The sequence below is a fragment of the Dehalobacter sp. genome, from assembly GCF_030063005.1.
GTDB classification, from domain to species: Bacteria; Bacillota; Desulfitobacteriia; order Desulfitobacteriales; family Syntrophobotulaceae; genus Dehalobacter; species Dehalobacter restrictus.
Window position 1 is genome coordinate 93211 of the sequence record NZ_JAPDHR010000015.1, and the last position, 12786, is coordinate 105996.

Consider the following 12786-nt stretch of genomic DNA (forward strand, 5'->3'; position numbering starts at 1 on the left):
TTCATCCTGTTATCCTATTAATTTTAAACGTAATCATATGATCTTAAACATCTGTTGTTTGCTGTCTTATATTTCCTTCAGTGTTGCTGTGACAAAGTTTTTGAAGAGTGGATGCGGCCGGTTCGGTCTGGACTTAAATTCAGGATGAAACTGAGAAGCCACAAACCAGGGATGATCCGGATATTCCGATATTTCAACGAGTCTGTCGTCCGGGGATGTGCCCGAGAATACCATGCCGTTCTTCTCGAGGATTTCCCGGTAATAATTGTTCACTTCATAGCGGTGACGATGCCGCTCATAAATCACTTCACTGGAATACGCCGAGTTGGCAAGGGTATTCGGTTTGACCCTGACCGGAGAAATCCCCAAACGCATCGTCCCGCCCATATCTTCAATATCTTTTTGTTCCGGCAGCAAATCGATCACGGGATACTCCGTATCAGGGTTAAATTCTGTACTATTCGCGCCTTTTAGCCCACAGACGTTTCTGGCAAATTCAATGATGGCACACTGCATCCCGAGACAAATGCCTAAATACGGTACTTTGTTCTCTCTGGCATACTGGATCGCCTTGAGCTTCCCTTCAATCCCTCTGTTTCCGAATCCTCCCGGTACCAGGATGCCTTTAATTCCGGTAAATATCTGCCCCAAATCTGCCCCTGGAACCTCAAGCTCCTCAGAATTAATCCAGCGGATTTTTACACCGGCCCCCTGATCGATACCGGCATGGCGCAAGGCTTCTGCTACGCTGAGGTAGGCGTCGGGTAAAGTGACATATTTACCGACAATCGCAATTTCTGTATACCTGCATGGAGACTTAATCTTCAAGACCATTTTTTCCCACGTTGACATATCCGCTTTGGGGGCTTTAATACCCAAACAGCACAGAACGATATCATCCATACCTTCTTCCTGAAGACGAAGCGGAACCTCATAAATCGTCGGAGCTGTGGTATTAGTTATGATAGCTTCTTTGTCAATATCACATAATAAAGCTAGTTTTTCTTTGAGATCATCGTCAATTGCTTTGTCAGCCCGGCAAACCAAAATATTGGGCTGAATTCCGATACCTCTGAGTTCCTTGACCGAATGCTGCGTCGGTTTGGTCTTAACCTCACCGGAAGCCGACAGATAAGGAAGAAGGGTGACGTGGATATAACAGACATTCTCTTTGCCCATATCTCCACGGACCTGACGAATGGCTTCCAAAAACGGCAGTGACTCCATATCGCCGACAGTCCCGCCAATTTCAGTAATCACAACATCGGGATTACTCTCTCTGGCAACCCGGTAAATACGTTCTTTAATCTCATTCGTAATATGAGGAATCACTTGAACCGTGCCGCCAAGATAGTCGCCTTTGCGTTCCTTGGTGATGACCGACCAGTAAATCTTTCCTGCAGTCACATTGCTGTTTTTGGATAACGGAACATCAATAAATCTTTCGTAGTGCCCGAGGTCAAGATCGGTTTCCGCTCCGTCATCGGTAACAAACACTTCTCCATGCTGGTAAGGGCTCATTGTTCCAGGATCGACATTAATATAGGGGTCAAATTTTTGGATTGCGACCTTGAGTCCCCTTTTCTTCAATAAACATCCCAAAGAAGCGGCTGTTATTCCTTTACCCAGGGAACTTACTACGCCTCCGGTAACAAATATAAATTTCGTCATCCTTTTCTACCCTTTCCTTATCTCATAAAATTCTAAAGTCTAGAGTCCTGTGCTACGTTGTATGTCAAATTAATTAACTTCCAAAGATAAGTTTACATTCTTTCCGGGGCTGATACACCCAGTATCTTCAAGACATTCGCCAATACCTGTCTGGTTGAGCGAATCAGTCCCAGCCGGGCTGTCCGCAAATCGGGATCCTCAATCAGAACACGCTGACTATTGTAAAAAGTATGGAATAGCGCCGCCAAGTCAAGCACATACCTTGCAAGCCTGTGCGGTTCGGTTAGCTTTGCTGCCAGCACAATTTCCCCAGGCAGATCCGCCAATTTCTTCAATAGATCTCTTTCCTCCGCAGAAACAAGAAGCGCCAGCTGATATTCACCAGGAATCAGCTGCGATTCGAAACCCTGTTCTTCCGCCTGTCTTAAGATACTGCACAACCGAGCATGCGCATACTGCACATAGTAAACCGGGTTATCGGCGGACTGGGATTTTGCCAGGTCAAGGTCAAACTCAACCGTAGAATCCGGGTCACGCAGCAGGAAGAAGAACCTGGCTGCATCTTTGCCAACTTCATCAATCAGTTCCCTCAGCGTGATATACTGACCGGAACGCTTTGACATCTTGACGATATCACCGTCCTGAATCAGCCTTACGAGCTGCATGAGGATGACCTGAAGAGAATCAGGGCTGTATCCCAGAGCCTGCATTGCGCCTTTCATGCGGGCGACATGTCCATGGTGGTCTGCTCCCCAGATATTGATAACCTTTTTAAAACCCCGTTCGAACTTATTGCGGTGATACGCAATATCCGCTGCAAAATAGGTCGGAACCCCATTGCCGCGCACAATGACTTCGTCTTTTTCATCTCCCGGAAGGATTGCTTTCAGCCAGAGAGCACCTTCCTTTTCATAAATATATTCTTTGTCTTCCAGCCGCTTCATCGTCTCACGAATATAGCCGGACTCATGCAAAGACTTTTCACTGAACCATACATCATAGAAAACGCCAAAATCCGCCAGCGTTTCTTTGATATCATTGATTTTTTCTTTAAGAGCATAACTGACAAGAATATCCCGGCGGGTCTGTTCTTCCATCCGGACATATTGATCTCCGTCTTTTTCAATGATATTTTTGACAGTATAAATCAAATCTTCACCATGATACCCGGCCTCCGGGAAAGGTACTTCAACCCCCATAAGCTGGAGATATCTGGCTTCCAGCGATAGCGCAAAATTATGAATCTGATTGCCTGCATCATTGATATAAAATTCCCTGCTGACCTCGTACCCGGCCATCGCCAGCAGTGAGGCCAAACTGTCCCCCAAAGCAGCTCCTCTGGCATTCCCCATATGCAAAAGGCCTGTCGGATTCGCACTGACAAACTCAACCTGAATTTTTTCACCCTGGCCGATGTTGACAAACCCGTATTTTTCACCCTGGGCAGATATTTCAGGAATTACGCCTGTCAGCCAGGCAGGATCCAGGCGGAAATTAATAAATCCGGGTCCGGCTATTTCACTTGAGGTAATCCAGGTATCTGCCGTATCCAGATTATCAATAATGATTGCTGCTATATCCCGCGGAGCTCTTTTTGCCTGTTTGGTTAACAGCATAGCAAGGTTGGTCGCCAAATCACCATGCTCACGTTCTCTTGGTTCTTCTAAAACGTAAGAAGGTATTTCCTGAAAAGCCAACGCTCCTTTTTCGCGTGCACAGAGGATCGCCTGTTCTAATTTTTTACTGACATTTTCCCTGATTTTCTCATAAACGCTCAAACCTGAAGCTCCTCCTTCATAGGACCGCTGGAAATGTACATAACTATAATAAATTTTAATACATTTTCAGTAAAAATACCAGCGCCCAAATAATTAAGCAGAAAAAGAAGGTCTTTCTCTGCTTAATTATTTTACATTTACCAATTATATTGGAAATGCATTTTTTTTCAATACTTATTTTGTTAATTCTTATCTTAATCCTTACTGGATTAATTTTCCGGCAGGCGTATTGACAACCCTGCTAATTTTTTCTTCCGTCCCATTCAGCGCATTGATATAAACCATATACTCCTCCCCAAATGCCGTCCCTCTGAATTCATAACAAAAGGCTTCATTTGTCCCTAATTTTGAGATCACCGCCATTTTTGTTTCGATGATCTTAAATTCTTTCTTGAGTTTTGCCTTGGCCTGCTCCAGTGTAAGCACGCGATTCAGATTTCGTTGATGATGATACGCATAGTAGGGGTTAGCGTCGAAGCCAATGATCTGACCGTTATCTGTCGCTATGGTCAGCCTGATCTTGTCAGGATACAGCAGTGTCCCGTTCTCCCGCGGAACTGCATCAACCAAAACATAGGACCCGAGATCCTCGGAAGAAGTTACGACCAGATCCCATCCTATCCTGGCCAGAGAGGCATAGGTACTATCCAAGGTTTTTTTGACATCGAGCTGGCGATCGTTTAATTCACGCTGGTCCCGGTAAAACGTGACGACACCGCCTTTTTTGCTGACCTCCAAATAGCTGTCCTTATACGTAAGATTAAATCCTCCGAGGAGGTTGTCGCTTAAACCGCTTAATTGTGGAGCCGCACCTGTCTGCCCCAAATCTTCAAGAAAACGCTTGCCAACCTCCACGGCTTTGCTTTCATTAATTTCTCCTTCCGGTAAACCAAGCGGCTTATCCACATAATGCTTGTCCAGTTCTCCCTGATATGTGAATGGAGGATATTTCTGAAGGCTGACATCAAGCTGCTTCAATCCGCCTCTGACAGAAGTTGGCGTTTGGGCAGCTGCCTGTTGATTTTGCTGATTGGTCTTTCCGCTGTTTTCATCACCCTGAGCAGCGGTCTGAATGGATTTTCCGAAACCGATTTTTTGCAGCAATCCTTTGGGTTTGTCCACCCAGGCGAGGTTCTCGGAATTAAACTGATTGTAAACTTGCTGAACTGAGCGGTTGATTTCTATCACTCTTTCATGCATTTTGTTTAATGTAGCCTGCTCCTCAGCACTCATCACGGCGGCAGCAGCCATCTTGCGAGTCATGGCCTTGCTGAAATCACCGACCTGGTTGATAAACGTGTCAACATAGCTAATCCCGACCTCGTCTGCCGGCAGCTGGCCAAGGCGGCTGACCGCACTTTCGCTTCCCTTCCAAGTTTCTCCGAGATAAAGCACCCTTTGGGCCGTGCTACCCGCAACCTTGGCTTTGGCTATACTTGTTTCCACTTCGTTTAACGACGTCACAAGATCCGTAAAAGCCCTCGAATACTGGTTTTCTGTTTCCGTCTTATACTCTTTGAGTTCCCTGAACTCATAATAACCCCAGCCCAGAGAGAAAATCAGCGCAATCCCTAACGTCAAGGACAGCCAGGAAAGCAGCCTTTTTTTTGATTCAGCGTTCATCGGTACCCCCCCCTAACGTGTAAAAATATGTTTGCCAATTTTTTTGATCTGCGGTCTTGACCAGACAAATTTATTGGTGGTCTTGTCGGGATTAAAATAATAGACCGCTCCATTGGTCGGATCAGATCCGTTCATCGCTTCCCTGGCTGCCTTAATGGCGGTTTCATCAGGTTGAAGGTTGATCTGACCGTCATCTACTGCCGAAAAGGCCTTTGGCTCGTAAATGACACCGGCGATGGTTTTCGGGAAGGAGGAACTTTTAATCCTATTCATGATACAGGCCCCGATCGCGACCTGACCAATATACGGTTCACCGCGGCCTTCCGCATAAACACACCGAGCCAGCAGCTGAAAATCGGCGTTCTTAAAACCGACCTGTTTCCCGGAAGAGGTAGTACTTTCACCTGTCAGTCTTTTTAACTCCCGAATCGTTTTGTCTCCGGCTATGCCGTCAGCTTTTAATCCTCTGCTTTTTTGAAATCTTTTGACGGCAGCCACGGTTGACTTTCCATAAATACCGTCAACTTTTCCGACCTGATACCCGAGTTGGACCAGTTTGTTCTGCAAGGCTTTGACTTCAGAACCTCTGGAACCCTTGGACAGTGTCCGGTCTCCAAGAGCAGCCTGACTGGCAGCAGAAAGAATCAGACACAGAATAAGACTTACCGTTATAATACTGAATATTTTTTTTTGTTTTTTTTCATTGGAATTCTGATCCATGCTTTCACCTCACCCGAAGTTATTTCTATTGCACCGCATTTCTTTGCTGTTTTTCATGCCAGCTCCGATTCAGCTTTCTTCTTATTCTGGCTTGGTTAGCAGCGGTTTATCCGCTAAAAATCATCTGTTCTGCCAGTCCAAATTTTTACAGCCAGCTTATTAATAAATTTCTATGATTATTACAAAGAATATAAGGATATTACTTTCTCAAACTCTTATAAATATTTCTATATTTGGCTTGTTTAGAGAGGTAAATCTCTAAAAATGAAGAACATTCTGACACAGTGGGATATTACAAAAGAACCTGACGCTGGCGTTATACCCGACAAGTGCTCCTTCTTCGACGGTCGGTGGATGGCTTGCGCAGGGCGGTGCTGGAATCGGCAGTTATGAATTCGGCTACTTCCGAGACAATGTACTGTCTGCCAGAGTTGTCTTGCCAGATGGCTCTGTCAAATTCATGCAGGGTTCGGGTCTGGATCTGGTTTCGGACGTTAATGGAATCACTGGTTTAATCAGCGAGATCAGCATCCGGGTTAAAATGCTGAAACCAATGCATGTCAAAGCCATCGCTTTTGGCAATCCGGACCATCTTGCAGGATTGATGAAAGATCTGTTTTCCCGCAAAGTGCCTTTATGGTCGGTATCATTTATCAACCCAGATGCTGCGAGGTTAAAGAATAATCTGCCGCCGCATTATCATCACGGGGAGCCAGTCACGGATGAGCACAGACCGATTCTGCCCGAAAAATATATAGCGATTCTGTCTTGTACCAACGACCGTTGCGATCTTGTTCAGGCCGATGTGATGGAAATCGCCCAAAAAAACAACGGAGAATTTCTCTCCGCCGAAATCGCCCGGCATGAATGGGATGCCCGTTTTGAACCCGTCAGGGCCAAGAGGATTGCCCCTTCCCTGATTCCAAGCGAGATTATTATCCCGCTGGAAAACCTCGATAAAGTCATTCAAGAGATTACGGCCGAAGTTAAGCACCCATTTATTCTGGAGGGCTTCGCGACAAATTCCCAGGAATTTGTTCTGCTGGGTTTCATCCTGCATGATGAAAGGCAGTTTAACTTCAATCTTGCTTATGCGCTTTCTCTGTCTATTCTGAACACCGCTCAGAAATACCAGGGCAGACCGTATGCGTCCGGCTTATATTTTATCGGGTTCGTCGAAAAGATCTTAGGCAAGGACAGGGTCAAAAAACTGACCGCATTCAAAAAGCAGGTTGACCCGAATAAAATGATGAATCCGGGCAAAGTCCTGGACAACAGTTTTTTGTCCAGGGGAATTGAACTTGCAGGTACGTTTGACCCGATCCTCAAAATATTCGGTAATTTGGCCAAAACCAAAGATCCCGGTGAAGTATTCAAGGAGAGAAAAGGCATTCCAGGTGACATTGTCTGGTATGCCTACGCCTGTTCGCAATGTGGCTACTGTGTTGATCAATGTGATCAATATTACGGCCGGGGTTGGGAGTCCCAATCCCCGCGCGGCAAATGGACGTTTTTAAAACTTCTTCTGGAAGGGGAAGTCGAATTTACCCAGCGTGTTGTTGACACTTTCTTGGCCTGCACGACGTGTGAATTATGCAACAGGACCTGTCAGCTGGATTTGCCGAATGAATCTTCCTGGCTAAAACTGCGGGGGCTGCTGGTAGACGGACTCGGGTACAGGACATTTCCTCCTTTTGAAATCATGGCCAATACGATGCGCCAGCAGGGCAATATTTGGGGCGGATACGCTAAGGACAGGGATAAATGGATCATTGACGAGGTTCGGGACAGTATCCAGGAAAAAGCCGAATACGCCTTTTTTCCTGGCTGTACCTCATCCTTCGTCGAACAGGATATTGCCCAGTCTACTGCTTTGCTGTTAAAGGAAGCAGGGATCAAATATGCTTATCTCGGCAACAAAGAACAGTGCTGCGGCATACCGATGCTCGTATCCGGACGCTGGGAAGTCTTCAATGAAACAGCAGCTAAAAATATTGCCGCGATGAAACAGACCGGGGCCAAGACCGTTATTACAACCTGTCCGGCCTGCTGGCTGGTCGGGGAAATCTATTACCGCCATTGGGCCAAAGACAACAATATTGAATATGATCTGCATGCCAAACATTATGCGGATGTTTTGGCCGAAAAGATTGAAGCGGGAGAGTTTAAGCTTGCCAAAGAACTTAACCTTCAGGCAACCTACCATGATCCTTGTCATATGGGACGGGCCGGAGCCAGGTTTGAAGGTCCACGTACGCTGATCAACGCAATCCCCGGCTCAAACTTCAGGGAAATGCGTTTTCACCATTATGATGCGCACTGCTGCGGCGCCGTGATCTCCCTAGTGGCTGATCCGAAGGTCGCCTCTGAGATTGGTGCTTCCCGGATTGAGGAAGCGATAGAGTGCGGTGCAGATACGATTATTACCGCCTGTCCCTGCTGCAGGGTCCAGTTAAAAATCTCGGCCAAGGGTAATCATCTGCCAATTAAGATCCGCGATTTATCTACGCTGGCAGCCGAAAGCCTTGGCTATGACATTCCGTGCTCAGATCCGGTCATCGATGAGAAGTGGGCTGTCTTTGACGGGATGATCCGAATGATGACCCCCTGGGGAATGGCCGATATGATGGCCGGTCTAATTCCGGAGATGATTGAAGCCATGCCGGACACATACAGGAACATGATGAAAATGGTGATGAACGCGCCGGAAGTGTTCAAAGAGCCGATGATCTCCATGATGAAAAGCGTGATACCTTCCTTATTCCCCGGATTGCTCCCGGGCATCATGGATAAAGTTATGCCGCGAATGCTTGAGAAAGTAAGCGAAGCCATCCCGATGCCGGAGTACCTCGAAGAACAGATGCCAAACCTGATGCCCAAAACGATGGAGGTACTCATGCCTAAAATGCTAGACGAGATCATCCCGTACTTCATGCCGAAAATGGCGGATTATTTGAGAGGGAAATAAAGCCTAGGTAACCTTAATCCAAGAAAAAGCGGACTGTCTTGTAACTTGTCTCTGAGGGACGTCTCAAATCATTTAAGACGTCTTTTTCTTATTCTTATTCTTAGGCAATGTAGCCTTACACAGATATTCCGCTCGCACGTTTTCGTGGCTACTCGCTCAAATCCTTGCTAACATGCTAGAACCACTGGGTTTTTCAGCATGTGAACCATTAGCATGTCTTGCCGCTGCGGTTTGGGGCATTCAGTAGAATAAACAGCCGAAAAGCGGATGGCACCATGTCGTCAACCTTAGCTTAGCTCAAAAAAAAATGCTGATAACAGTCAAAAACTATTATCAGCATCATATCGGTTTAGAGTTACTCTTGTTTAGGGGTTCACCCGAACCTTTTTACATAGAGCCTCAAATCTCTTACTTTTGAGCAATTTAGTGGTTTATTTATTATTCTCAGTAAAAACGTCCTTGAACACCTGGACGGCTTTCGCGCTGTCCACCGGGAATCCCATTTCTCCGAGTGTTTCACCAATGATTTCGAGCGCTTTGCAGAAAATATCATTCGTGGTGTTCCCCATATGTCCCAATCTGAAGCCTTTTCCGGCTAGAGAAGCGAGTAATCCGGCTACGATCAGCCCTTTCTTCGCGAGTACGGCTCTGAATTCGGCATCGTTGACTCCTTCTGGATAAAGAATGCAGCTTAAAGTCGGAGCAGCGACTTCTTCCGCAGCAAAAATATTCATGCCCATGGATCTGACCGCCGCACGGATTGCTTTGCCAATCGCTGCATGCCGACGATAACGCGCTGCCGTTCCTTCTGCCGCAATGATTTTCATAGCTTCTGCATAGCCATAGATCATATTGATCGGGTGGGTCGCAAAATATTTCTGGGGCTCTTTCATGACCGGGCTCCAGTTGTTGATATCCATATAGTAACTGTTGACACCATCCATTTTCGCTCTGGATTCTAGGGCTTTCGGTCCAAAGGCCACAATCGCAAGTCCAGGAGGAACCCCGATCGCTTTCTGAGATGCGGTCAAAACAACGTCAATCTTATAATCGTCAGTACCATAGGCTTTGCCCATATCTTCTTCAAGTCCGCCGGAAGCACATACACCGTCTAAAATAAAGAGCGCGCCATACTTTTTGACTGTCGGAACAACTTTGTCCAGATTAGCAGCTACTCCCGTTGATGTATCCGCGTGGGTTACCGTAACAGCTTTATATCCGCCTTGCTGCAGCTTTTCTTCGATCTGACTCGGTTCAATTTGTTTGCCCCACTCAGCAGCCAGTACTTCAGCTTCAATCCCTAAAGCTTTCGCAACTCCGATAAAGCGGTCTCCAAAATAGCCATGGCTTACGATGAGCAGCTTCTCACCGCGGGCAACCGTATTGGCCAGTGCCATTTCCATGGCTAGTGTTCCGGATCCGGCGATAACAAAAACTTCGCCATCCGTATTGAACATTTTTCTGGTCTGAGCGAGAGCTTCGCTGAAAATACCTGCAAAACGCATATCCGTATGGGACATTGTTTCCCGGGAAAGCGCCTCATAAATTTCGTCGACTACAGGTGTCGGGCCGGGAATTAAGAGCATTTCTTTATTGGGCATTGGGAATTTCCTCCTTGAAAATAGAACATTAAAAAAATTGTACTCCAATTAGGGATTATATCATTAATTTAGTCTCTACGGCTAATTCTGTCAGAATATTTTCCATTAATGCCGCAATAATTATTATTTTAGGACTAGTAAATCTGTATGTCTCATTTGGATAAATATTTAAAAATAATTTTTGCTAGAAATCTGCGGACTTTACGGTTCTCGGGAACGGGATGACATCACGGATATTGGAAATCCCGCTTAAATACATGATCAGGCGCTCAAAGCCGAGGCCGAAGCCTGCATGTTTTACCCCGCCATATTTTCTGAGTTCAAGGTACCAGCCATAATGCTCCGCACTCATTCCAAGCTGAGCAATTCGTTTTGTCAGCAAATCTGTTCTTTCTTCTCTCTGACTGCCGCCAATGATTTCACCGACACCCGGAACAAGCAGGTCCATCGCAGCCACCGTCTGCTGATCATCGTTTTGCCTCATGTAAAAAGCCTTAATCTCCTTGGGGTAATCTGTAATGAAAAGTGGTTTTCCAAATACCTTTTCGGTTAAAAAACGTTCGTGCTCAGTTTGGAGGTCTAATCCCCATTCCACAGGATAAGCAAAATCCGTATTGGCTTTCTTTAAAATCTCGATGGCGTCGCTGTAGGACAGACGGCCAAATTCCGAATCTAAAACATTGTTCAGCCGGGCCAGCAGTTCTTTATCGATAAACTTACTAAAAAACGCCATTTCGTCCGGGCAGTGTTCCAGCGCATAAGCAATCAGATACTTCATCATTTCCTCGGCGAGATTTTGGATATCGTTTAACTCTGCAAAGGCAATTTCCGGCTCAATCATCCAAAATTCGGCTGCATGCCTGGCCGTATTGGAGTTTTCTGCCCTGAAAGTCGGTCCAAATGTGTAGACATCTTTAAACGCAAGGCAAAAACTTTCGGCATTCAGCTGTCCGCTTACCGTAAGATTTGTCTCCTTACCAAAAAAATCCTGACGGTAATCCACTACTCCCCGGTCATCACGCGGCAGATGATCAAGCTTGAGTGTGGATATCCGAAACATTTCTCCCGCTCCCTCGGCATCACTTCCCGTGATGATTGGCGTATGCACATAGACAAAGCCTTTATCCTGAAAAAACTGATGCACGGCCATTGAAATGACAGACCTGAGTCTGAATACAGCCGAGAATGTATTGGTCCGGGGACGGAGGTGCGCAATCGTTCTAAGAAATTCCAGACTATGCTTTTTCTTCTGCAGCGGATAATCAGCCGGACAGGCATTTTCGATTTGGATCTTCTCGGCTTTTAGCTCAAAAGCCTGGTTTGTCCCCGGAGAGGAAACCAGTACCCCTTCCGCAGTTATGGCGGAACCGGCTCCGAGTCGGCTGACTTCTGAAAAATTTAGCAGATCCTGACCATAGACGATTTGTAGGTTTCTGAAGCAACTGCCGTCATTGAATTCGATAAAACCAAATTCTTTGGATGCTCTGACCGTCCTTACCCAGCCTGAGATTTGCAGACGCTCCCCAATCTTTGCCTCTGTTGCCTCATAAATTTGCTTTACAGCTATACTGTTCATGATTAACTCCTGTTATAATTGATACACCCTTCAGTTATTCTGATTTTACGTTTGGCTGTATTTGCTGTTTGTTCTTGCTCTCTCGATATTCCTGGACAGCTTCGCTCCACTGATTTCTGGCCATATTGACATATTTCATGTACCGGCTTTTGTCAGGATGTTCACTGACTGTAGAAAAATATTTGACAGCTTCATTGTATTTTCCTAGTCTGCGGTTCAATTCACCGATCAAATATAAAATCTGGATTTCCGGAGTCAATTCCGGATTGAAATCCGTATAAAGAAAAGATTGTTCATATTCGGTACAGGCCAGGTTCATAAATCTCATCTCTTCTTCAGCAATTCCGGCTCCGCGGTAAATCCACGCCAGGCGGTGACAGATCCTTGCCAGCACAACATGTTTTTCTTTAATCAGCTGGGCAAAGTAGATCGCTAGCTTAAACGTTCTGACTGCCATCTGATAATCCCGCTCTCCGCAGAAGTCTTTACTGTGATCCATCTTGCCGGAGATCTCCTCGAGGGTTTTTTTGCGAACATTTTGTGCCATGATTTTGGAAAAATCCTCTGTGAAAGAAAAACCACAATGAGGGCAGACCATGACATAGTAGAATAACGGACTATTGTCATCTTGCTCAAATATCTGACCAAAATCGCTGTCGACCTTGCGCGGCTTAATGAACCTTGACCGGATTTTCTTGGTCACGAATTCCTGACCGCATAAAAGGCATTCGACCTTTTTGTCGTAGAGAGGCTCGAGCTTTTCAGTTATATCCTTTTTATCCATCATAATCCTTATATTTCCTTCTCATCTTTAAAATTATCCTATCCATATTTTATTCTTTTTTTAGA

Annotated in this window: 8 protein-coding genes and 1 pseudogene; 2 read left to right on the forward strand and 7 right to left on the reverse strand. The window is 45.8% G+C overall.

The genetic code is table 11. The annotated features are described in order from the left end of the window. Nucleotides 1-66: 66 nt before the first annotated feature. The 4 genes from pyrG to sleB form a co-directional block, all read right to left on the reverse strand. Entirely contained in the window at nucleotides 67-1671 is a 1605-nt protein-coding gene (pyrG, locus tag OKX56_RS04965; protein ID WP_025206222.1) for a CTP synthase, read from the reverse strand. Between the two features lie 92 nt (nucleotides 1672-1763). Continuing rightward, entirely contained in the window at nucleotides 1764-3449 is a 1686-nt protein-coding gene (gene argS, locus OKX56_RS04970; protein WP_019225012.1) for an arginine--tRNA ligase, read from the reverse strand. A 201-nt stretch (nucleotides 3450-3650) separates the two neighbouring features. Continuing rightward, nucleotides 3651-5072: a PepSY1/2 domain-containing protein gene (locus OKX56_RS04975; protein WP_019225013.1), complete on the reverse strand. Its 1422-nt coding sequence runs from the start codon at nucleotides 5070-5072 to the stop codon at nucleotides 3651-3653. 12 nt (nucleotides 5073-5084) lie between these two features. Further along, nucleotides 5085-5792 carry a spore cortex-lytic enzyme gene (gene sleB, locus OKX56_RS04980; RefSeq protein ID WP_068883187.1) on the reverse strand — a complete coding sequence of 236 codons (708 nt, stop codon included), beginning with the start codon at nucleotides 5790-5792 and terminating at the stop codon, nucleotides 5085-5087. 304 nt (nucleotides 5793-6096) lie between these two features. On the opposite strand from sleB, the pseudogene OKX56_RS04985 reads away from it, so the two are divergent. Together OKX56_RS04985 and OKX56_RS04990 are read left to right on the forward strand one after the other, a co-directional pair. Next, nucleotides 6097-6234: pseudogene (locus OKX56_RS04985) on the forward strand (FAD-binding protein); the annotation flags it as partial. A gap of 18 nt (nucleotides 6235-6252) precedes the next feature. After that, nucleotides 6253-8760 carry a heterodisulfide reductase-related iron-sulfur binding cluster gene (locus OKX56_RS04990; RefSeq protein WP_019225015.1) on the forward strand — a complete coding sequence of 836 codons (2508 nt, stop codon included), beginning with the start codon at nucleotides 6253-6255 and terminating at the stop codon, nucleotides 8758-8760. A gap of 431 nt (nucleotides 8761-9191) precedes the next feature. Here OKX56_RS04990 and OKX56_RS04995 read toward each other — a convergent pair whose 3' ends face one another. The 3 genes from OKX56_RS04995 to OKX56_RS05005 all read right to left on the reverse strand — a co-directional run bounded on the left by OKX56_RS04995 (nucleotide 9192) and on the right by OKX56_RS05005 (nucleotide 12724). Next, a complete protein-coding gene (locus OKX56_RS04995; RefSeq protein ID WP_019225016.1) occupies nucleotides 9192-10361 on the reverse strand; it encodes a pyridoxal-phosphate-dependent aminotransferase family protein in 1170 nt (389 codons plus the stop codon). A gap of 184 nt (nucleotides 10362-10545) precedes the next feature. Beyond that, nucleotides 10546-11937, reverse strand: a complete 1392-nt coding sequence (gene asnS / locus OKX56_RS05000) for an asparagine--tRNA ligase (protein ID WP_019225017.1) — start codon at nucleotides 11935-11937, stop codon at nucleotides 10546-10548. 34 nt (nucleotides 11938-11971) lie between these two features. Further along, entirely contained in the window at nucleotides 11972-12724 is a 753-nt protein-coding gene (locus tag OKX56_RS05005) for a DUF2225 domain-containing protein (protein ID WP_019225018.1), read from the reverse strand. Nucleotides 12725-12786: the final 62 nt, after the last annotated feature.